23 protein-coding genes and 1 pseudogene are annotated in these 19,520 nt (G+C 50.8%); 11 read left to right on the forward strand and 13 right to left on the reverse strand.

Annotated elements, in window-relative coordinates; all coding sequences use genetic code 11:
• Positions 1-192 precede the first annotated feature (192 nt).
• The 5 genes from PAG01S_RS12795 to PAG01S_RS12815 all read right to left on the reverse strand — a co-directional run bounded on the left by PAG01S_RS12795 (position 193) and on the right by PAG01S_RS12815 (position 4,472).
• Positions 193-1,617 (reverse strand): alpha,alpha-trehalose-phosphate synthase (UDP-forming), encoded by a 1,425-nt coding sequence (locus PAG01S_RS12795; RefSeq protein ID WP_062758916.1) that lies wholly within the window; start codon positions 1,615-1,617, stop codon positions 193-195.
• 454 nt (positions 1,618-2,071) lie between these two features.
• On the reverse strand, positions 2,072-2,512 hold the full coding sequence (locus PAG01S_RS12800; protein WP_022624394.1) for a GNAT family N-acetyltransferase: 441 nt from the start codon (positions 2,510-2,512) through the stop codon (positions 2,072-2,074).
• 115 nt (positions 2,513-2,627) lie between these two features.
• Positions 2,628-3,305 (reverse strand): anti-sigma factor, encoded by a 678-nt coding sequence (locus PAG01S_RS12805; RefSeq protein ID WP_033760611.1) that lies wholly within the window; start codon positions 3,303-3,305, stop codon positions 2,628-2,630.
• Positions 3,302-3,850 carry a sigma-70 family RNA polymerase sigma factor gene (locus PAG01S_RS12810; protein ID WP_033760614.1) on the reverse strand — a complete coding sequence of 183 codons (549 nt, stop codon included), beginning with the start codon at positions 3,848-3,850 and terminating at the stop codon, positions 3,302-3,304. Before PAG01S_RS12810 ends, PAG01S_RS12805 begins: the two co-directional genes overlap by 4 nt.
• Positions 3,851-3,911: 61 nt before the next feature.
• A complete protein-coding gene (locus PAG01S_RS12815; protein WP_033760617.1) occupies positions 3,912-4,472 on the reverse strand; it encodes a fasciclin domain-containing protein in 561 nt (186 codons plus the stop codon).
• A gap of 792 nt (positions 4,473-5,264) precedes the next feature.
• Here PAG01S_RS12815 and PAG01S_RS22740 point away from each other — a divergent pair.
• From PAG01S_RS22740 to PAG01S_RS12825, 3 genes are read left to right on the forward strand one after another with little or no spacing between them, the layout of a single operon-like run.
• Entirely contained in the window at positions 5,265-5,519 is a 255-nt protein-coding gene (locus PAG01S_RS22740) for a helix-turn-helix domain-containing protein (RefSeq protein WP_354438813.1), read from the forward strand.
• A gap of 34 nt (positions 5,520-5,553) precedes the next feature.
• Positions 5,554-6,609: an HNH endonuclease signature motif containing protein gene (locus tag PAG01S_RS12820; protein WP_045140067.1), complete on the forward strand. Its 1,056-nt coding sequence runs from the start codon at positions 5,554-5,556 to the stop codon at positions 6,607-6,609.
• A gap of 7 nt (positions 6,610-6,616) precedes the next feature.
• Positions 6,617-7,123, forward strand: a complete 507-nt coding sequence (locus PAG01S_RS12825; protein ID WP_033768873.1) for a YrhA family protein — start codon at positions 6,617-6,619, stop codon at positions 7,121-7,123.
• A gap of 276 nt (positions 7,124-7,399) precedes the next feature.
• On the opposite strand, the gene PAG01S_RS12830 is transcribed toward PAG01S_RS12825, so the two are convergent.
• Entirely contained in the window at positions 7,400-8,974 is a 1,575-nt protein-coding gene (locus PAG01S_RS12830; protein WP_033773466.1) for a methyl-accepting chemotaxis protein, read from the reverse strand.
• Between the two features lie 298 nt (positions 8,975-9,272).
• Here PAG01S_RS12830 and PAG01S_RS21745 point away from each other — a divergent pair.
• Positions 9,273-9,551, forward strand: a pseudogene (locus PAG01S_RS21745) (GrpB family protein); the annotation flags it as partial.
• Between the two features lie 27 nt (positions 9,552-9,578).
• On the opposite strand, the gene PAG01S_RS12835 reads toward PAG01S_RS21745, so the two are convergent.
• Both PAG01S_RS12835 and PAG01S_RS12840 read right to left on the reverse strand, forming a co-directional pair.
• Positions 9,579-10,100 carry a GNAT family N-acetyltransferase gene (locus PAG01S_RS12835; RefSeq protein ID WP_033760635.1) on the reverse strand — a complete coding sequence of 174 codons (522 nt, stop codon included), beginning with the start codon at positions 10,098-10,100 and terminating at the stop codon, positions 9,579-9,581.
• 109 nt (positions 10,101-10,209) lie between these two features.
• Positions 10,210-10,884: an SOS response-associated peptidase family protein gene (locus PAG01S_RS12840; RefSeq protein WP_062758917.1), complete on the reverse strand. Its 675-nt coding sequence runs from the start codon at positions 10,882-10,884 to the stop codon at positions 10,210-10,212.
• 133 nt (positions 10,885-11,017) lie between these two features.
• Here PAG01S_RS12840 and PAG01S_RS22245 point away from each other — a divergent pair, with 133 nt between their 5' ends.
• Complete coding sequence (locus PAG01S_RS22245; protein WP_122459766.1) at positions 11,018-11,452, forward strand: hypothetical protein; 435 nt, start codon at positions 11,018-11,020, stop codon at positions 11,450-11,452.
• Between the two features lie 537 nt (positions 11,453-11,989).
• On the opposite strand, the gene PAG01S_RS12850 is transcribed toward PAG01S_RS22245, so the two are convergent.
• Positions 11,990-12,406 carry a cell envelope integrity TolA C-terminal domain-containing protein gene (locus PAG01S_RS12850; RefSeq protein ID WP_140417617.1) on the reverse strand — a complete coding sequence of 139 codons (417 nt, stop codon included), beginning with the start codon at positions 12,404-12,406 and terminating at the stop codon, positions 11,990-11,992.
• 337 nt (positions 12,407-12,743) lie between these two features.
• Here PAG01S_RS12850 and PAG01S_RS12855 point away from each other — a divergent pair, with 337 nt between their 5' ends.
• Positions 12,744-12,989, forward strand: coding sequence for a ParD-like family protein (locus PAG01S_RS12855; protein ID WP_010247005.1), 246 nt, complete (start codon positions 12,744-12,746; stop codon positions 12,987-12,989).
• Positions 12,986-13,771: a type I methionyl aminopeptidase gene (gene map / locus PAG01S_RS12860; protein ID WP_010247003.1), complete on the forward strand. Its 786-nt coding sequence runs from the start codon at positions 12,986-12,988 to the stop codon at positions 13,769-13,771. The genes PAG01S_RS12855 and map overlap by 4 nt, the downstream gene beginning before the upstream one ends.
• 36 nt (positions 13,772-13,807) lie before the next feature.
• Here the strand turns inward: map and PAG01S_RS12865 are convergent, their stop codons facing one another.
• A complete protein-coding gene (locus PAG01S_RS12865) occupies positions 13,808-14,902 on the reverse strand; it encodes a sensor domain-containing diguanylate cyclase (protein ID WP_062758918.1) in 1,095 nt (364 codons plus the stop codon).
• A 202-nt stretch (positions 14,903-15,104) separates the two neighbouring features.
• The gene (locus PAG01S_RS12870) at positions 15,105-15,413 is read right to left on the reverse strand and encodes a hypothetical protein (protein ID WP_031591637.1); all 309 of its coding nucleotides are present in this window, start codon (positions 15,411-15,413) and stop codon (positions 15,105-15,107) included.
• Positions 15,414-15,643: 230 nt separating this feature from the next.
• Here PAG01S_RS12870 and PAG01S_RS12875 point away from each other — a divergent pair, with 230 nt between their 5' ends.
• From PAG01S_RS12875 to PAG01S_RS12885, 3 genes are all read left to right on the forward strand, one after another.
• A complete protein-coding gene (locus PAG01S_RS12875) occupies positions 15,644-15,868 on the forward strand; it encodes a hypothetical protein (RefSeq protein ID WP_010670434.1) in 225 nt (74 codons plus the stop codon).
• A gap of 2 nt (positions 15,869-15,870) precedes the next feature.
• On the forward strand, positions 15,871-16,113 hold the full coding sequence (locus tag PAG01S_RS12880) for a hypothetical protein (RefSeq protein ID WP_039389782.1): 243 nt from the start codon (positions 15,871-15,873) through the stop codon (positions 16,111-16,113).
• Positions 16,114-16,206: 93 nt separating this feature from the next.
• The gene (locus tag PAG01S_RS12885) at positions 16,207-16,893 is read left to right on the forward strand and encodes a RipA family octameric membrane protein (RefSeq protein ID WP_062758919.1); all 687 of its coding nucleotides are present in this window, start codon (positions 16,207-16,209) and stop codon (positions 16,891-16,893) included.
• Between the two features lie 220 nt (positions 16,894-17,113).
• Here PAG01S_RS12885 and PAG01S_RS12890 read toward each other — a convergent pair whose 3' ends face one another.
• The gene (locus PAG01S_RS12890) at positions 17,114-18,163 is read right to left on the reverse strand and encodes an NAD(P)-dependent alcohol dehydrogenase (RefSeq protein WP_033787118.1); all 1,050 of its coding nucleotides are present in this window, start codon (positions 18,161-18,163) and stop codon (positions 17,114-17,116) included.
• A gap of 111 nt (positions 18,164-18,274) precedes the next feature.
• On the opposite strand from PAG01S_RS12890, the gene PAG01S_RS12895 reads away from it, so the two are divergent.
• Positions 18,275-18,667 (forward strand): winged helix-turn-helix transcriptional regulator, encoded by a 393-nt coding sequence (locus tag PAG01S_RS12895; protein ID WP_062758921.1) that lies wholly within the window; start codon positions 18,275-18,277, stop codon positions 18,665-18,667.
• Positions 18,668-18,696: 29 nt separating this feature from the next.
• Here PAG01S_RS12895 and PAG01S_RS12900 read toward each other — a convergent pair whose 3' ends face one another.
• Positions 18,697-19,518, reverse strand: a complete 822-nt coding sequence (locus PAG01S_RS12900; RefSeq protein WP_139016403.1) for a Cof-type HAD-IIB family hydrolase — start codon at positions 19,516-19,518, stop codon at positions 18,697-18,699.
• Positions 19,519-19,520: the final 2 nt, after the last annotated feature.

Here is a 19,520-nt window from a genome sequence, read left to right on the forward strand (position 1 = left end):
TGCTCTCATGTGAAGCTAAGACCTGTAGTGACACCTTCGTTCGATGAGGACCTTAACCTCATGTTATTGAGCGCAAACTCAAAGAGCCCATGAATAAGCAGGTAAAAGTTTTACCTGCCCTGTTCTCTATCCGCGTGATGCTGTTTGACGTCCACACCATCCCTTTTAAATCGCCGTTTTAACCTATAAAACTCAGTACCTCGCCCGGCTACTGCTCAGGTGCGGAAAAAAGGCAGGCGACGGCAAGGCTTCCGGGGCAGTTGGCTCAGCGTTCAGCATGCGCAAAAATGACTCAGCCCAGTGATGGCTGTTGTGCATATGCAGTCCCTTGATCAGACGGGCATGCAGAGACCGCCGTTCGTGTAACGGCATCTGCAATGCGCGATGTACCGCACTGGCCATTGCATCAGGATCATAAGGATTGACGATGATGGCACCCTCCATCTGCCCGGCTGCACCGGCAAACTGCGAGAGGATAAGCACCCCGGGATTTTTCGGGTCCTGTAAGGCGATATACATTTTGGCCATCAGGCTCATGCCTGCCATCAACGGCGTCACCAGCGCAACGCGTGAGGCACGATAGATACCAGCCTGCTCTTCCCGGCTGTAACCATGAGTCAGATAGTTCACCGGATACCAGTTCATTGTGCCATGCACGCCATTAAGTTCCCCGCACAACGCCTCCAGAGCGTGACCGAGTTCTGACGCATCATGTGCGTGTCCGGCTGCCGGAGGCGCCAGCTGCAACAGCGTGATATTTTTCTGGTAGCAATCATGTTTTCGCAGCAGCACCTCCAGGGTGCTGATTCGGTAAGGCAGCCCTGAGCTCTCATCAAGATGGCCGCCGCTTAGCACGGTATTTTCGGGCAGGCTTTCGCGGCACTGCATTTCCATGTAAGCACAGCTGTTGCTATCACGCAGAGACTGGACATCGTCAAGGTCAATTCCGACAGGAAACACACCCACCCTGATAATCCGGCCATGAACACGAAAGCTTTGCGCCTCCAGCCGTTCTATACGGAATTCGCTCTCCAGCCAGACCAGGAAGTTATTCATATCCTGCACGGTCTGAAAGCCAATCAGATCACAACATAACAGTGAGTCAGTGAACCAGCGCCATTCGGGTATGGTTTCAAACATTCTGCCAGCCGGGAAAGGCTGATGCAGAAAAATACCCACTAAGTTGGTCAATCCTTCTTCACGGATATAGGTGGCACAGCCTAGCAGATGGTAATCCTGAATCCAGATAACATCGTCGGGTGTGGCATTTTCGCAGATGGCGCGCGCATAGGCTTTATTGATGTTTTTATATTCCTGATAGCCGCTTGTAGAAAAACGGGCCATGTCCGGACGCTGATGAAAAACAGGCCAGAGCCCTTTGTGAATATAATTGTGGTACCCCTCATTAAGCTCGCCAGGCGTATAGGGGAAGGTCACGGTTTCATACTGGCCCATCTGCTGCACGGCGTAGGGTCTTGGCGCATCCGGAGGCATCACCCTGCTTTCACCATCCCAGCTAATCCAGACGCCTCCCTGACGGGAAAGGATGCCGTCATAAATTGCAGTAAGCGTCGAACGTTGACATTGATTATGCGAAACAAGAATAAGGCCTGACATGCTGTATTCCTTAAGAACCCGCTGCGGAGAGGCACCAGTGCCTGGCAGCGAGCCGCTATTAATAGGAGGTCGGAGAATAAACTGGAGAAAACCACTCATGAATGTGCACCCTGTCCACTTAATGCCTGCAGACGCTTTTTGCAAAATCGGGTTGTGACCGCCATCGTGTAACGTTGTCACGTAAACGCCCGGTGCCGTTAATTAAACCGAACGGCCTGTAAAAAAGGCGTAAAAAGAGTCTGATGAAGTGTAAAAACGCTGCAAATCACGCGCCCGATATAGCATTAGCGGGCAGCGATGGCGCAAAAAGTCAGTGAGTTGAAGACAGTGAATATACGCGGGTATAAATAAGGCGGGTTGGCCCGGTTCCGCTCACCCTCAAAGCTGGTTTGATAAATGCGTGGCCGGGCCGTTTTATTTCGGAAACAGAGAACTTAAAAATCTCTTTGTTAATTCAGAGCTGAGCGATCATTGTCTGGAATGATACGCCGTTAAAAAATTTGACCTCCCCGACTTTTTTAAATCCCCTTTTCTCATAAAAAGGGACGGCAAGGAGTGAAGACCGTACGCTGATTTCTGAACGCAGTTCGGGAATCGCCCGCTGCCAGAGTGCCCTCGCTACCCCTTTTCGCTGAAATTTCGGATGTACAAAAAGGTATTTAACTAAATTGCCTTCGAAAAGGGTGAGTACGCCTGTCACCTCACCTCTTTCCACGGCAATCAGCCAGAGATAGTCATCTGAAACAATCAACGGCTGAAGCACATCGGGCTTTGTGCTGTCGATGAACCATTGCGGACAGGGCTCTGTCTCTGAAAAATTACATTGCACAGACACAAGCTGTATCAGCTCACTGATGCCTGCCGCATCAGACTCCAACGCCGTTCTGATTTCCATTCTTTTGTCATTCCCCCTGATTAGGTTAAGGCAAGGGCATGGAGGCCTGCCATTCGAAAAGCCATCCACTCCCCTTTTCCGCTGAATCCCGGCCCGAGAACCCGCGTACTGAAGATTAAAGCAACGTGACTTTGCCCTGGAAAATCACCGGACCGGACGGCCCGCTGAGCGTAGATCCCCCCACCGGCTCCAGACTTACCGCCAGTACCGTCTGATTATCTAACTCGCCAGGCGGTAAGCGGAAAACATTACTGTCGCTATGATTGATCAATCCCAGAGATTGTGGTGGAGCACTGCCCCTGATCAGCCAGAGCTGCAGGTTTTTATTCTCTGGCAGCGTGATGTTCAGCGCCGAAACCTGAAGGAGTGAAGCTGACTTATCCAGATTCACCACAAACTGTGCATCGGGCTGTGCGCCGCTGAGTACCGCAATCAGCTGCATGGATTGTGGGGCATCAGGGTTGCTTAAATGGGTGAAAATGAGGATGCCAGCCATTGCCGCCGCCAGGCCCCAGCCGAGCCAGAAGCCAGGATGCTTGCGGATTGATGTCGTGCCAGAGACGCCTGCATTCCGGCCAAGATCCTGCTCAATCTGCTGCCAGACCGCAGAAGACGGGATAACGGCGTGTGTGAGCAGGTCAATGCCGCTGAACGCTTTCTGCCAGTGCAGCACCTCTGCAGCAAATACTGAATCGTCATTGAGCCGTTTATCCAGCCGATGACGGGTCTCATCGTCGGTAAGGCCAAGCACATATTCGGCCGCAGTGAGATCATGTTGTTCCTGACCAGTCATATGCCTATGCACTCCCGAAGATGGGTTAACGCGCGACGGATCCAGCTTTTCACCGTCCCTTCAGGCTGACTCATAGAGAGCGCAATCTCACTCTGTGACAGGCCACGATAATAGGCGAGCGAAATGCTTTGTCGCTGCTCAGAGGGTAAGTGCGCCATGCAGTGCTGAAGGCGACGCGCCTCCGCATGACTCGCATCGGCAGGAAGTGGCGTCTGGAAACCTGCTTCCGCTTCGCTGATCTCATCCACGGAACAGCTTCTGTTTTCATGTTTACGAAGGAAATCAATCGCCCGATTTCTGGCGATGTGACTGAGCCAGATATGCGGCTCACTGCGCTTATCGTCGTAATAGTTAGCCGACTGCCAGATTTGGATAAACGTATCGTGAAGGATCTCTTCTGCCCAGTCCCGGCGTCTCACCATTCGCAGAATGATCCCATAGAGTCGGGGCGACAGAACGCGATAAAGCTGCTCAAGAGCAGCTTTATCGCCGACGGCTATCTGATTCATTAAATCGGCCTGAATATGGGGCACATTTTTTGTCATCGGCTTCCCTGTGAAAGATGTAGCCACGCGATAAGTGGCTACACACAGTATAGGTAACGCCTTACGGCATCAGCACGGTATCAATAACGTCAATCACACCGTTACTCTGGTTCACATCATACGTGGTGATACTGGCAATATTGCCCTGAGCATCTTTAAGCTGAATATTGTGCGGGCCATTTGCCATCACCCACAGTGATTCGCCATTCACCGTTTTCAGCTCGGCTTTGCCTCCTCCCGCTTTGATTTTTTTCTCCAGCGCTTTCATGTCCAGTTTTCCTGCAACCACGTGATAGGTCAGGACACTGGTGAGTTTTTGTTTATTCTCTGACTTAAGCAGGGAGTCGACGGTGCCCTTAGGCAATTTATCAAAGGCGGCATTGGTGGGCGCGAAAACGGTAAACGGCCCCTTCCCTTCAAGTGTCTGGACCAGACCGGCGGCTTTAACAGCCGCGACCAGCGTGGTGTGGTCTTTCGAGTTAACAGCATTCTCAACAATATTTTTCGATGGGTACATAGCAGCACCGCCGACCATCACCGTGTCGCTGTCCATGCTCGCCGCGTAACTGGCGCCACTGAAGACTAATGCAGAAAAAATCAGAGTTGGCAGGAATGGTTTCATTTTCACTTCCCTCATTGAGTTAACGGACAGGGCGAGAGCGCCCTTATCTGTTAATACGAATGAGCAGCGAAAACGGATGCAAAAAAATTTAAATTTTTTTAGCGGGGGGTGTTCTGCTTCATGAGAATGCGGATTGACGGGTACAGAACAGCCCTGTTTATGTTGCTCATGCCTGACTTATCGGACTAACGATAAAGCCATGAAGGTAATTACTAAAACGGCTCCTTTCCTTCAAGCTGATACTGCCAATGCGGACATAACGGCGGTTAATGACCATATATTTGTTAAAATGACGGATAAGGTTTACTCCTTCACAAACTCTGCATTTTTCTACGATGGTAAGACGCCAGTGATGCCACGTGTTGATTTAAATTCAACCGCGCCCGACCCATGGAAGTAGAGGTTAATCTTGTGATTTATCATCATTTCCCTCATAAACAAACCTGTTTTTCAAAAGGCTAAAACTTACGGGCGAGGTCAATATGTTTACATTGAATATTTCAGTCTCTGAGCGTCCCGGAATGTCCGCCAAAAGAAAAGCCCTCCGATTGAACTGCACCCCAAAAGTTGGAAACCCGACTGATTAAGGTGCAGTTCAGTGAGCAGTCCTAAGTTTCCCCTTGAATTACGGCTCGCCGTTGTCACGCATTATCTCAACAGCAGGGATGGTTATCGTGAGACGGCTAACCGTTCTGGCGTGGGCCGCACGGCGGTTCGCCGCTGGGTTTCCGCACGGCAGCCGGCATTGACGGGCTGACATGGAAAACGGGTGACTACACTCCTGAGTTCCGGCTGAAGGTTGTCCGCGCCGTCATCAATGATAAACTCTCGCTTCGCGATGCCACCGCTCAGTTTAACCTTCCCAATGAGAGCACCGTTTACCAGTGGGTCAAACGCTTTCAGGCGTCCGGGGCCGGGGCGCTCTCCGGCCTGAAACGCGGAAGACCGAAAAAGCCGGCACCAGAATTTAGGTGCAGACTTCTGATCTACCACCAAAAAAGTATTCCGCTGCTCATTTTTTCCATTAACTACGCTAATTCTCTATAATTGGAGTGTCACCGATATAGCGTAAAGGGATATTATGCTACGTAACTGCCAGGCCAGAACTCTGGATGATATCTACCTCAACGATATTCCCCATATTGTTCCCCCCGATACCGCGTACAGCTATCTTTCAGATACGGCAAATCCCGGACGTATCATTCGTGAGTGGGATTTGCCTGATGGATACTCGCTGCTTGTAAGGCGCTATCTCAGCATGCATTTCCAGCAGCCACATATGGCCTACCGGGACGCGTTGTATGAGGTGAGAAGCGGAAATATCGTTATACTCCGGCGCGAAAGTGGCACAATTTACGGCAGTGTTGCTAACTCAGACGGCAGTCTTATCAGTACGCTGCCGCTTTTTCTGCGTTCTCGCCTTGAAGTTGTGATAAGACGACAGCTTGTCCGCCCCGTAGCCACCAGAGGTAATCCGGCTCAGCGCCCACAGACAGGTAATACTATCAACAGCAAAGCTGCGGGAAGGCTTCTGGCCGCTGGCGGGATTTATAATGGCAATCCGGAAGGATTCAGAAAGACCGCCGAACAGTTAGGCGGTGATGCGGTGAAGGGATACGACAGCGTTCTCAACGAAACCACTTCCGGGATGATGGTCGCAGCTGCTTCACTGCTGGTTGTCCGTAACCCAGTTGCTGCGGAAGAATTGACCAGCTATCTGGGAAAATACAAAAAGGCACACGTTCTCCTGGATGATGTCAACGTGTCTGAGTTGAACTATGTTCGCCGTGACCGCGCTGAATATGCCGCGCTACGTGGTGAGTTCAACAGTTCTGTTCGTCCCAACTTCCTCAAATCGATTTCCGGGCACCCTGATGCACTATCAACGTTTGATTCTAACAATCTTATACGCCTTGCCGATGGTAAAGTGCCGCCCGGTTGGCAGGTTCACCACAAGATCCCACTCGATGACAGTGGAACAAATGCTTTGAATAATCTGATACTGATCCAAAACTCGCCATATCACTCCGCGCTTTCAAAGACACAGGCGATAATCACTAAAGACCTCCCATACAACGCCAGCACTAACGTTTTATGGCCTTCGCCGAACGGCGTAATTTACCCTGTAGGGAAGTGAAAACGATATGAATAACACAATTCAGATAATGGGTATCTTCAAAAATTTGATGATTTCCGATAGTTACCCGATAGCCAGCCCAATAGCACCAGATGTTATTACGGACTTGAAGCGCAATCCTGCGCCAATGGAATGGGATGAAACTAAACGCGGTGTTTACTCGGATATTCAGAAACTAGTGATGAATCGCCAGGACTACGCCGATATGCTCGAAGTCATGGATGGTCTGGAATACAACGGACTCACCCTGTATAGCCTGACGCAGGCAGAGAATGGTGAGTTGGCATGGTCAAGTATCTATATCAGGAACATTGATACGCGCGATAATGACGTCTACGTTGATCCCAATCTGACAGACAAACTGCTGATTGGTGAAGATGGAATGTCCGTATTCGTGTACAGCTTCAAAGAGAAATGTTTTCAAATTCGTGACAAAGCATCAACTGATTACGTTATTGAAGAGTACGAAACCTTCAGCGACCTCTTATCGGCCCTTATCGACATAGTAAAATAAAGTTATCTCTGTCTTAGGGGCATTGACAATAGAAAACCCAAAGTTGATAGAACACAGAATTATAAAGTGCTGTTGAAGCCCCCCGACCAATCTATATCAAGTTGGTCGAGGGGATCCTCCGATGAAACAGTGTCCAACATTACGGGGACAGTTCACGATGGAGGGCTTGTACTAATCTGAGAGAAATCGCTCCCTGACATCCATTCCGGCAATATGAAACGGACAAATCAGCCGCGTTTCTCCCGCATCTTTCAACGTGAGCTGTAACCATAAAGCTTAAATGCGGAAGGCATTCACTGCTTCACGTAAAGCGTGTGCCTGGGCTGAAAGCGACTGTGATGCCGAAGAGGACTCCTCAACCAGCGCGGCGTTATTCTGCGTGACGCCATCCATCTCGTTCACTGCGATGCTGACCTGTGAAATGCCCTGCATCTGTTCAGCTGAGGCGAGTGAGATGTTATCCATCGCGACGGCGAGTTTTCCAACCATCGCATTGATATCAAGAATGCTCTTGCCGGTCCCGGTTGCCACGACAACACCACTTTCAACCTGTGCCACAGCCTCTTCTATCAGATGTTTAATATCTCTGGCTGCCGTTGCACTGCGTTGCGCCAGCGTCCTGACTTCACCCGCGACGACGGCGAAACCTCGACCCTGTTCGCCCGCTCGCGCTGCTTCGACTGCCGCGTTAAGCGCCAGAATGTTGGTCTGAAATGCAATTCCTTCGATAACGGATGTGATATCCCGGACTTTCACCGCGCTTTTTGAAATATCATTCATCGTCTCTGACATGCGCTGCATGTCGTGTTCACCCGAACGCGCCAGCGCAGCGGTTTCACGGGCTGAATCCGCAGTCTGCTGCGCGCCCGCTGCATTGCTTTTCACTGTAACCGTGAGCTGTTCAATACTGGCGGCGGTTTCCTGCAAAGCGGCGGCCTGCTGCTCTGTACGGGAAGAGAGTTCGGTATTGCCCTGAGAAATTTCATCAGCCGCCATGGCGACCGAAGCGGAAGAATCTTTAATCTGCGAGACCAGGTCACGCAGATTGCTCTGCATGCTATCCAGAGAAGCCATCATGCTGACGGTATCCCCCTGACGCAGGGTCACTTTTGTCGTCAGATCGCCCGCCGCAATCGCAGCGGCCAGGCCCTGCGCATGCGAAGGTTCGCCACCCAGCTGAGTCTTGATCCAGCGGGTAATCAGCCCACTCATCACAAATCCCATCACAACAAACAGGGTGGTCAGGCCTGCCAGCGTCATATAAACACCGGAGAGCGCCTGAGTCGACGTTTCCGCCGTTTTACTCGTTACCCGCGCCTGATAATCAACCATCCCATCTACCGCACTGCGGTAGTGCGAAAGCGCAGGGATCAGTTCACCACGGAGTTTTTCCGGGAACGGAGTGGCGTTCTGCATAAACAGGTTTTGCTCTGCCTGATGTAGCGGCCCCGCTGCCACTTCGATTTTATTTAATTGCGTGGAAGCCTCTTCTACTTCAGCAAGATTGATCCCCGGAATGCTTTTGGCACCGTTGATCAGTTCGCGAAAATGCGCGGTGGTATTATCACTGTTGGTCTGCAACGCAGAGAACTGGGTTTTTATAGTGGCCTCTGCCTGAGGCTGAGTGTCTGAAGCCACGGACAGTAAAAGGACAGTTTGCTGAGTTAAATTATCTTTTAGCGTCTGCAGGGCCTGGAGATCGCCCAGCCGCGCGCGCGTCAATTCCTGCTGATCGCTGGCCGTATTGAGTTTAAACCCGGCAAATCCTGTCACAAAAACGCCCGTTAAAATGACTGTGAGGAATGCTGCAGTGAGCATGACGCTTAATTTTATTTTTTTGTTCCGATACATAGGAGACCCCGATGTTTGAATTAATAGGTTATCACCGACGTTCCGCTTCTATGGCTCGCTGGTACTGGATCTGTTATCGGCAGCGGGGAAAGAAATTACAGTAATGAAAGGGGTAAGAAGCGATGATTCCTGGGCTGAGTAAAGGGTAAATCCCTGACGGATGCCATTAAGGCAGTGAGTGTTATTCTCGTAACTTGTCGCCTGAATGCGGATAAAACTATTCCAGCTTCGCTTGTGGCACCACGGATTTAACAGACTCTTCAGCGTCATTTGAGATGACTGACAATAGAAGTGTCCTCGTGGTGAGAACGGAATCTCAGGCCGCAGATATTTTATTAAGGGTGGGGAACGGCGTAGCCATCAGGTGCATGCGTTTGCAGCTGGAGACGAACAGATAATAAGGCACCTTGCTTTCCGTGATTACCTCAGAGAAAACAGAGATATCGCAGCAACCTATGCTGAGATAAAGCGTGAAGCAGCATCACTCTGTAACAACGATGCTCAACGCTACAGCGCGCTGAGAGCGAACTTTATAGCGCATCATCTACAGCTCGCACTGATTGACCTGAAACGATAGGTACTGACAGGACAGGATATATCCTCCTCACCCCCGTTTTTGATTCCATTCATCCTGACTCAGGGTAAACAGCATGCTTGCGGGCGCATTTTCCAAATCATAAATATCCCGGGTATGACGGAGTCCGGCCTTAATCAGAACCTTTTGTGAAGCCAGATGATTCGCTCTTACGACTGCAGAAATTTCAGCCAGTTTTATCTCTTCGAACCCATAACTAACTGCATAGTTCGCAAATTCCGTCGCCAGTCCTTTCCCCCAGGATTCCGGAGAGAAACGATATCCCAGATTATTGATCGTGATATCGGCAAAGCTTCTGATGCTCAATCCCCCAAAACCGATGATTCTTTCTGGATTATCCTGAAGCGAGATAGCCCAACTGCCGAAGCCATTCAATTCCCAGTGACGGATAGAGCGCGATAGCACTTCCCGTGAATGATGGATATCCGGATGAGGGCCCGCGGGATTAAACGTATTCGTCGCAGGGTCGCCGTAGATCCTGTAAAGATCATCGGCATCTGATGGGGTGACTGGCCGAAGAAACAACCGCATAGTGTTTGGCTGCAAAATAAACGCTCTCAGATTAAGAAACGAGTGATCCTGTTTTTATAACGGGAAACGGTGCGGGAAACTATGTAAATCTCTCACCTCATCAGTCTGTTCAGTCAGGCTTGATCTCTTTAATAAGCGCTTCACCCTGATTGTGGATGTTGCCGACTTTGGCTGTAACAGGATGCCAGGTAAAGTCCTTTTCCGGCAATGCGGCTTCATGTGCAATTTCCTGAGCACGTTCTGACGTGGTTTCGGCACTGAGCCATTCGCGTACAGCATCCGCACTTAAAACCAGCGGGCGTCGGTCATGGATATCAACCATGCCTTTATTGCTCGCTGCCGTTACGATAACAAAACCCTCATGCCCATGATCCTTACCATAAGGAGCGTTGCCGATAGCGGCGAAGAACAGCGGTTCTTTCTCTTTGTGGTAAATAAAGTAAGGCTGTTTTTTGTCGCCCTCTCGCTTCCATTCATACCAGCCATTGGCAGGAACAATGGCGCGACCATGCTCCCACAGCGGTTTGAACATGCGTCCCGTCGCAGCGGTTTCACCACGCGCATTGATAAGCGGTTGTTTGTCCCACCACTCCGGACCGTAACCCCAGTAAACCGGATCAAAGTGCAGTTCATTATCCCGCTCATTGAGCAAGAGCACTTTGGTGCCTGGAGCAACGTTAAAGCGGTCTATCGGCTCCGGATCATAAATAATTTCATCGGGCTTCATCACCAGGGATGCAAAGTAATCGTCTCTGCTGCTGTACTGCGCAAACCGTCCACACATGGGGACCTCCTCCCATAAGGATAGCGCAGCGTTGAACGAGTTAAATAAATCTAAAAAAATTGTTCTTCTGGCTGAAGATATCGTGATTTTTGACGAGAACATAATTAATGAATATGAATAAACTGGAGCAGTAATGAAGGGAATTATTTTAAGTCTGGCTATGGCATCACTGATGGCTGCCTCGTTTACAGCTGATGCGCGCGGCCATCGTGGTGGGGGTGGGCATAGAAGCTACAGCCATAGTTTTAGTTCAGCTTACTCATCACAAACAACGACACCCAGAATCAAGAAGAGATATTCCAGCAGCAAGCGAACGGCCAGATATGCTACTGCGGGCGTGGCGGGTTATGGCGCATACCAGGCCCATAACTACACGTCATCCTACGTGCGTGAGAAGGGCCGTCAGGCCGCAAGAAAACCCTCAACGAACAGCTATGACAACCAGTATCCAAATCAGCCCCAGGCTCAGCCAGTTAGCCAGAATATGGCACCGACATGTTCACCCTTATCTATGGTAAGCCAGCCGGGCTATACAAACCTGCCTGTATGCCTGGGCAGTGTTAATTGATTTCAAGCCTTGTAGCGATGAAACGACGATGAATTGATATTTTTCAGGAAGACACATTTTACAGAATGCCACTTACCGCACCCCGGAGAGGTCATATTTTAGTGACTTCGTAGGGACACGAACCTTTAATAATATGAGATATAACTCATGACCATAGTTTTTATACCTGCCCTCATCCCATTACTGATGAGAATTGAGAATGAGAAAGGAAGCCCGCTTACTGAGCAGGAAGTCAGTAGCATCCGTGATAATGCCACAACTATCGAAGTGCCGCGTGATGTTGCTCTCGCCATGGCTGAATGCCGCGGTTACTTCGATATCAACCCTGAAAGTTGCTGGGCTGAATGGAGCTTGTACCGGAGTAAGAGTTTGCTGTCTGTTGCTGACAACGGATAACTGCATCGCGGTGCACATCTGCACCTCATGTTTTAGCAGCCGGTATCTGACGGCATAGCTTCAGAGCAGCACGGTGCCTTATGGGATTGTGAGTTTAGACATTTAAGTGCAACGCTTAACACTTTCCTTAGCTATGTAATCTTATTGCGGAGCAAAATGTATCGGGATTTCATCCTTCATAAAGGCGGGTCTCATTGGAAAAGTGTGGGCATCTGCAGCTTGTTTGATTGCTTTAATTGCAGCAGCGCACAGAGCTGGATCTCCGCCCTGAACGTTGATGCTTACCGGAGGCTCGCCTTCCGGCTGCCTGATCCTTACATCACATGTTTTACCGCGATAATTATCTGCATCGAAAAACCGATATTGTATTGCTGTAACAGCCTGGCAGAGCCAAAGCTGAGTTTCACGCTCTTGAGTTTGCTGTGGTGTCTGAGATTCACACTGACTTTTAATCTCTGACGCGTCGGGAGTCTTAATTCCCTTTTGTCGGATGTGATTTGTGCTCATATGGCATCCTGAAATTGCCAATGCGGCAGTCAAAGCAATTATTCTTTTCATGATTACATCCCTGATGTTTGCCCGGATTTTATATCATCTATTCTACAGTCTTAATATCCACAGCCACCAGAACAACCCAGTACTTCATCTGCTCAGTCATCAGCTACGTTTTCAAAAAAAGACAGTGTTTCGGCGCTTTTTCGGCGGGGCTGCCCTACTGTTACCTGGCAATACACACCTCTCTATTATCTATAAATTTTTCTGTTCCGATGGAATGCGTGGCCGTTGGTCATCATTCTGTACCCTGCTTCAGACGCGCAACAATCTCACCCCTCTTTTCAAACCACGCCGATAACGTTAAGCTATACGAAACATATACGTTTCATATAAGGCTTGCATGGGTATCGTAAAAATCTCCGACCTGATGCATGAGAATCTGCGCATCGCCAGTCAGGCGATGAGCCGCTCAATTAATGCACAGGCAGAACACTGGCTAAAACTCGGTATGCTGGCAGAACTCTATCCACAGCAGACCCAACATCAACTGGCGCAGATGCTAATCCGGCTTGAACTGGAAGGCAGCGCTGATATACGCAATATGCTCCCTAAAGAGAGCCTCACCACACAAGGAGACGTGTCATGAACAGCGTTAAAATTCATACCGCAGCGGAAATCGAAATGGCACGGGCAGCCGGACAGGCTGCGGCTCAGGTGCTGGCGATGATTACACCTCACGTCCGTCCCGGCATCACCACGGAAGAACTGGATGATATCTGTCACGACTTCATCGTGAATGAGCTTAAAGTAACGCCAGCAAACATCGGTTATCACGGTTATACCCGTACCACCTGCACGTCGGTCAATCATGTGGTCTGCCACGGCATCCCGGCCAGCAAAAAACTCAAGGATGGCGATATCGTTAATATCGATGTAGCGATCATCAAAGATGGCTGGTATGGCGATACCAGCCGGATGTACTTTGTCGGCACACCGTCAGTCCGTGCCAAACGTCTGGTGGAGATCACCTATCAGTCGATGGTCGCCGGTATCAAAACCGTCCGTCCTGGCGCGACGCTGGGCGATGTGGGCGCGGCTATCCAGCGTGTCGCTGAATCGGCTGGCTTCTCGGTGGTGCGTGAATATTGCGGTCACGGCGTCGGTGAAATTTACCACACCGATCCACAGGTGCTGCACTACGGCACGCCGGGCGAAGGGATGCCACTGAAAGCAGGCATGATTTTCACTATCGAACCGATGATTAATGCCGGTAAAGCCGGAACCAGCGTGCTGTCAGATGGCTGGACGGTGGTCACCAAAGATCGCTCGCTCTCGGCGCAATGGGAACATACCGTCGCCGTCACCGATGAGGGTTTTGATCTGCTCACGCCCTGGCCTGAAGGCACCGGCGACTACCCGGCGATTTAATCTCTCAGCCTGAGACAGGGGTCTCAGGCTGCATTGTTAACTGCCCCTGACTTCACACAGCGTTTCCAGCGTGCCGGAATGCCACACCTGCACATCGTTACGTCCGGCGCGCTTGACCTGATACAGCGCCTCATCGGCACATCTCAGCCATTCATGAATTGTCGCCGCATCGCATGCCGGTGCAATCCCGATACTCACCGAGCACTGAAAGGTGGATGACGCCGGCAGCCGCAGCAGGGCAATCCCCTGTCTGATCTGCTCTGCCAGCAACATGATACTGGTTTCATCCGCATCCCGCACAATCACACACAGCTCATCGCCGCCAAAGCGGGCAGGTATATCTTTCAGGCCGACGCTGTCACGCAGTAGTGCCGAGATTTCTGCCAGCAGGAAGTCGCCGGCTTCATGCCCGAAGGTGTCGTTAACCTGTTTGAAGTGATCGACATCCAGCAGCATCAACCAGGCTTTACCCTCACCTCGCTGGGTACGTAAAAACTCGCTTTCAAGCCGCCGCTCAAAGAGACGTCGGTTAGGTATTTTCAGACCAGGATCCATCAGCGCAATGCGTTCCAGCTCCTGATTCTTCTTTCGCAGACTCAGGGTCAGATTGTGTGAAACCACGCTGAGCGCCAGCAGATAGCCGCTGGCGAGCGGCAGAGTCAGCCAGACGGTGCGGGTAGAGAAAGTCAGCTGCAAAGGCGCTTTTTCGGCTAACCAGGCCAGTAAAAAGGTCAACAGAAAGGCCTGCAGAGCAGACTTCAGCTGAACCCAACCGCCCGCCGAGTAACGATCAGAGATCAGTACCGCCATAATAATAATTGAGGGAAGCGGACTCAGCGCCATGGTTGCCACCCAGAAGCCGCCGAATGCGGCATCCAGCGTCAGATTCTTACGTTCAAAACCCGTGGGATCGCGCGATCGCAATGCCAGTCTGAAGGCGGCATAGGGCCAGACAAACGCATTAGTAAATAGCAGTGCGCAGAGTTCCAGGCTTTTTCCCATCTCCATCAATACTGACATAATGGGCAGGAAACAGAGAAAGGTGCCGAGCTGGCGCATCATGAACATGCGGCGCACAAATCGCGTCGATCGGCGCTTCAGCTGAATATCGTCAGGAGTGTAGTAATTCATATGCAGACTGAAGCAGCAACAGGTTATGGCAGTTTATCGGCAATTAATGAATTAAGGTAAACTATTTACAGAATATTCTTATTGCGGGTCGCGAAGGGAATCTAATCAGGCTTTGACTTGTGTGCAGGGGACGATGGCAGTCAGGGGACAATGGCAGTAATGTGAAAAGATACCGCGCGCCATGAATACGCGCGGAGGCTGTTTATCGGCGGCCTTTAACCACTGAGGCAGACCAGTTGAAATCGCTGACTTCGCTGGCAGTCATTGAAGAAGGTTTTTTCTTACGCAGTGGTTTTTTCTTCTCCTTTTCAGCCTGCGCTCTCTGCTTCTCCATTTTGCTGGTCATGATAATCTGACGAGCTTCACTATTGAATTCTTTCTCTTTTTTGCTATCAGGCTCTTTACCGGTTCGTTGACGGTACTTCTCGGCCAGGCCCTTATAGGTTTGCTCGACGGCCAGTCGTTCATCAGCGTTGAACTGATCAATGGAAATCATCTTTTTATCGTTCATAGCGGCGTGTCCTGTGGCGAGTTATCCCGGCAAGTGTACCGCATTTGCGGTCCGTTAACGCAGGGAATGGCATTAATCCGGTGGGCTTCTGATTTCGTCAGCACACGCAACCCGGTAATTTCTCTGAAACATGCGCTTAGCCCTGTAATAAATAGGGTTATCTCTTAATATAAAACTAATGTTCATCAGGTTTACTGGCAGTGACCACGTACTGCCGAGGGGCTGAAGGAATGATAAAAGAGACCGATCGCCTGTCACAGGCATTATTACGGCGGCATGGGATTGGCGTTAAACAGAAACGTATACACTTCCGTGGCAGGGATCTGCTGTTTCAGCTGCACAACGCACGCTATGAGGTTTTCAACGGCGATCGCTGCATAGCGACCGTCGATACCAACAATATCAATGAAGCCATTAAGCAGTTTAAAGCGCTGGACCAGCCTGGGGAGAAATAGCCATGCCAGACTATCGTCTGTTTCAGAAAGAGCAAACAGTCAGAGCCGTGAACACTGAGCGGCAGGATCAGCAGGACGCGTTAATGGCTGATGGCTATAAGATGGTGTGGGACGTGGTGCATGCAGATAACGCCGATGCCGCCCTGCTGCGCTATCAGCAACTGCGTCACGAAGAGGATAATGCTGAGCAGAATTTCGCAAACGATTCAGTTTTAAGTAGTCTGATAAACCTGATATCCCGCTGAGTCAGTGCGGGGCTGAAGGTTTAAAGCCAAAGTTACTGTTAATTCATGCTGTGCTGATTAGAATAAAGAAAATTTCCCGAATACAGGTTTCTGATGAAAATCACCATTCACAAAGAAGATGAGCTGTTCATGCACAACTTCTTTGCTGCGCCATGCCTCACCGTTGAAACAGACTCACCACAGGCACAACAGATTCAGCAATCGCTACAGCTGGCCATCCAGCAAAAAGGTGCAGAGGCCGATGGCGACTGGAAACGTAGCCTGACTTTTTTGATTCTGTTCCTCTTTTTATATGCTGCGCTGGGTGCCTCGCTGACGCTTGATCTCAGTACCACTGGCACGCCTCATAAGAGTATTGAATATGCGCTGGAAGCGATTCCGGTGCTGATCGCTTTCTCCGGCTTCTTCATCTCTATTCTCTATCTGTTCCTGACCCGCGCCAGCGCGCGTAAACAGCGTAACTGGGAAAGGACTATCCTGGTGCTGGAGAAATACTCCATCGGAAATCTGTTTAAAGCGACGCATACCCAGGGCGGTGGTACCAGCAACTACTCCGTGCCCAACCTTTCTATTTCGCTCGCTCTGTTTATCTGCCTGACCTGGCTGGTGATTTATAACTATCTGACGTTTACCACCAGCGGGGTGTTTGGCAGTGTCATCTCCCTGTTTATCAGCACCATGGTTTATGTGATTCTGGATATTCAGCTGCTTAAGCCTTTTACCCATGCTGTTGAGAAAGAAGAAGCGGAAAAGAGCGACACGGATAAAGAGCAGGATTAACTGCACCCCGTAAACGTCAAAACAGATACCCGGTCAATGAGCCGGGTATTTTTTTGTTTAATCAGAACGATCTTGCTGCAAGACCTCTGCTGCACGGAATTTAATGAGGTGGGTTGATATTAAAACATTTAAGTATGTTGTAACTATATGCAGGGCTTTATCTTTCGGGTTCAGCCCGTGTAAAAGTCAGACGGCCCGCTTTTACAGCGGGCCGTATTCATCACCAGTGGGTTTTCTGCATATCGATGACAAAACGATATTTCACATCGCTGGTCAGCATACGTTCAAAGGCAGTTTCGACCTCTTCACCGGTGATCATCTCAACATCAGCCGTGATGTTGTGCTGACCACAGAAGTCGAGCATCTGCTGCGTCTCCTGGATGCTGCCAATTGAGGTGCCAGTGATGCTCAGGCGACGAAACACCATCGGTGTCACATTCGGTGATGGATGAGGTTGATCGGGTATGCCCACCAGCACCAGCTGACCATTGGTTTTCAGCGCACCGAGATAAGGATCAAGGTCGTGTGGTGCAGCGACACAGTCCAGAATGATATCCAGTGACGCCTGGCAGTCAGCCATTTGTGCGGCGTCTCGTGAGATCACCACGTTCTTAGCGCCGAGCCGGCGTGCATCTTCCCCTTTCGCCGGAGAAGTCGTAAACAGGGTGACTTCTGCGCCCAGTGCACTGGCCAGTTTAACCGCCATATGACCCAGTCCCCCAAGCCCGACCACACCCACACGATCGCCTGCTTTGACTTTAAAATGCTGCAACGGTGACCAGACGGTCACGCCAGCGCACAGCAGCGGTGCCACCGCATTCAGCGCCAGATTGTCGGGCACCGTGACCACAAAATGCTGGTCGGCGATGACATGCTGCGCATAGCCACCAAATGTCGTATTGCCGGTGTATTTATCCGTGCCGTTGTAGGTCGGCGTGAAACCCGCCTCACAATATTGCTCTTCCTGCTGCTGACAGAAATGGCATTCACCGCACGAGTCGACCATCACGCCAACGCCAACCGTATCCCCGGCGGAAAATTTAGTGACGTTGCCACCCACTGCCACTACGCGTCCGACAATTTCGTGACCAGGAACCAGCGGATAGCGGCTGACGCCCCATTCATTACGGGCCATATGCAGATCGGAGTGACAGACACCGCAGTAAAGAATTTCGATTTTCACATCGTCAGCCTGCAGCTCGCGTAACTCTACCTGGCCTGCCCGCAGCGGCTGGTCTGCCTGGGACGCTATCAGCGCGTTAATTTTCATCTGTTGCCTCTTCTCACCTGGTGGTCGTAAAGAAAGCGGCCCACTATAGACATACGGAACCCCATTTGGTAGTAGTTACCTTTTGGTTACCATACTATCTGGGAAGTCACTATGCCGGTCTGGGTTGAAGGAAGACTTTGCTTTTATGCGGATTCACCGCCGCGCCGCCTGCTGGAACTCTTTTCGGTGAAGTGGAGCACGATGGTGCTGCATGCGCTCTACCACTGGCCGGAAAACCGGGCACGCACGGGTGAACTGGAGCGCAGCCTGCAGGGTATTTCGAAGAAGATGCTGATTCAGACGCTGCGTGAGCTGGAGCAGCGCGGACTGGTGTCGAGTCAGGTGTGGCAGGTGGTGCCACCAAAAGTGGAATACAGCCTCACGCCGCTGGGGCATACCTTCGCACAGCCAATAGAGCAGATGTATCAGTGGGGACTGGAGAATCAGGCTGCGCTGGATGAAATGGAACATCACGCGCGCAGCCATCAGGAGAGTGGCGGATAGAAGGCCGCCAGTTCTCACGCAGTGCAGGCTTAATCGAACGGAAATTCGCGCGCCAGCACGCGGGAAATGACATTCAGCGCGCCTTCATCATTGTTGCTCTGAGTCTGATAGCGCGCCACGGCAGCGACCGAATCAGCGGCATTGGCCATTGAGAAACTGAAGCAGGCCTGACGCAGCATCTCAATATCATTGGCGCTGTCACCAATCGCCAGCACTTCGCAATCGCTGATGCCCCACTTTTCCTGCAGCAGCGCAATGCCGTGTGCCTTATGGCAGCCGGGAATAATGAGATCAATAAAGCCAAAACCGCTGGATACCGGATGCATGATGTTTTCCAGCTCGCCCAGACGGGAATGCAGTCTTTGCAGCAGTGCATCCACCCCTTCGTGCTCCAGCTTCAGCGAGAATTTGAAAATGGTGTCGTCGATGGCATAGAGGTCATCGCGTTTTTCCAGCCGGTGATAGTGGTTTGCAAGCATTGCCATCACCTCATCAGAGGTGGATGAATGCATATAGGCGCCGTTGCGTCCACAGACCACGACCGCGATGTCAGGTTCATGCGCCAGGATATCGAGGATCTTATGCACTTTCTCCTGAGCTAACTCTCCGCAGAAGATCTCTTCATTACAGTCAGAAACCCATGCGCCATTTTCCGCCACGAAAGCGATCTCATCTTTGATGTCGGGAAAATAGCGCTGCAGCTGGTAATACTGATTACCACTGGCCACCACAAAACGGATGCCCTTCTGCTTCAGCAGCGCATACTGACGTGAAAACCGCTGAACGTTGTACTGCTTATTGTCGTCCAGAAAGGTGCCGTCCATATCCACCGCAATCATCTTAACCGCCATCT

This window comes from Pantoea agglomerans NBRC 102470, assembly GCF_001598475.1.
Classification (GTDB): Bacteria; Pseudomonadota; Gammaproteobacteria; order Enterobacterales; family Enterobacteriaceae; genus Pantoea; species Pantoea agglomerans.

Bases quoted from the DNA above. Each gene is read 5' to 3' on its own strand.
- PAG01S_RS12885 (WP_062758919.1), top strand. From the start codon at position 16,207: ATGAAAATCACCATTCACAAAGAAGATGAGCTGTTCATGCACAACTTC.
- PAG01S_RS12855 (WP_010247005.1), top strand. From the start codon at position 12,744: ATGGGTATCGTAAAAATCTCCGACCTGATGCATGAGAATCTGCGCATC.
- PAG01S_RS12840 (WP_062758917.1), bottom strand. From the start codon at position 10,884: ATGTGTGGACGGTTTGCGCAGTACAGCAGCAGAGACGATTACTTTGCA.
- PAG01S_RS12895 (WP_062758921.1), top strand. From the start codon at position 18,275: ATGCCGGTCTGGGTTGAAGGAAGACTTTGCTTTTATGCGGATTCACCG.
- PAG01S_RS12890 (WP_033787118.1), bottom strand. From the start codon at position 18,163: ATGAAAATTAACGCGCTGATAGCGTCCCAGGCAGACCAGCCGCTGCGG.
- PAG01S_RS22245 (WP_122459766.1), top strand. From the start codon at position 11,018: ATGAAGGGAATTATTTTAAGTCTGGCTATGGCATCACTGATGGCTGCC.
- PAG01S_RS12835 (WP_033760635.1), bottom strand. From the start codon at position 10,100: ATGCGGTTGTTTCTTCGGCCAGTCACCCCATCAGATGCCGATGATCTT.
- PAG01S_RS12850 (WP_140417617.1), bottom strand. From the start codon at position 12,406: ATGAAAAGAATAATTGCTTTGACTGCCGCATTGGCAATTTCAGGATGC.
- PAG01S_RS12810 (WP_033760614.1), bottom strand. From the start codon at position 3,850: ATGACAAAAAATGTGCCCCATATTCAGGCCGATTTAATGAATCAGATA.
- PAG01S_RS12880 (WP_039389782.1), top strand. From the start codon at position 15,871: ATGCCAGACTATCGTCTGTTTCAGAAAGAGCAAACAGTCAGAGCCGTG.
- PAG01S_RS12865 (WP_062758918.1), bottom strand. From the start codon at position 14,902: ATGAATTACTACACTCCTGACGATATTCAGCTGAAGCGCCGATCGACG.
- PAG01S_RS12900 (WP_139016403.1), bottom strand. From the start codon at position 19,518: ATGGCGGTTAAGATGATTGCGGTGGATATGGACGGCACCTTTCTGGAC.
- PAG01S_RS12820 (WP_045140067.1), top strand. From the start codon at position 5,554: ATGCTACGTAACTGCCAGGCCAGAACTCTGGATGATATCTACCTCAAC.
- PAG01S_RS12805 (WP_033760611.1), bottom strand. From the start codon at position 3,305: ATGACTGGTCAGGAACAACATGATCTCACTGCGGCCGAATATGTGCTT.
- PAG01S_RS12815 (WP_033760617.1), bottom strand. From the start codon at position 4,472: ATGAAACCATTCCTGCCAACTCTGATTTTTTCTGCATTAGTCTTCAGT.
- map (WP_010247003.1), top strand. From the start codon at position 12,986: ATGAACAGCGTTAAAATTCATACCGCAGCGGAAATCGAAATGGCACGG.
- PAG01S_RS12825 (WP_033768873.1), top strand. From the start codon at position 6,617: ATGAATAACACAATTCAGATAATGGGTATCTTCAAAAATTTGATGATT.
- PAG01S_RS12870 (WP_031591637.1), bottom strand. From the start codon at position 15,413: ATGAACGATAAAAAGATGATTTCCATTGATCAGTTCAACGCTGATGAA.
- PAG01S_RS12875 (WP_010670434.1), top strand. From the start codon at position 15,644: ATGATAAAAGAGACCGATCGCCTGTCACAGGCATTATTACGGCGGCAT.
- PAG01S_RS12800 (WP_022624394.1), bottom strand. From the start codon at position 2,512: ATGGAAATCAGAACGGCGTTGGAGTCTGATGCGGCAGGCATCAGTGAG.
- PAG01S_RS12795 (WP_062758916.1), bottom strand. From the start codon at position 1,617: ATGTCAGGCCTTATTCTTGTTTCGCATAATCAATGTCAACGTTCGACG.
- PAG01S_RS12830 (WP_033773466.1), bottom strand. From the start codon at position 8,974: ATGTATCGGAACAAAAAAATAAAATTAAGCGTCATGCTCACTGCAGCA.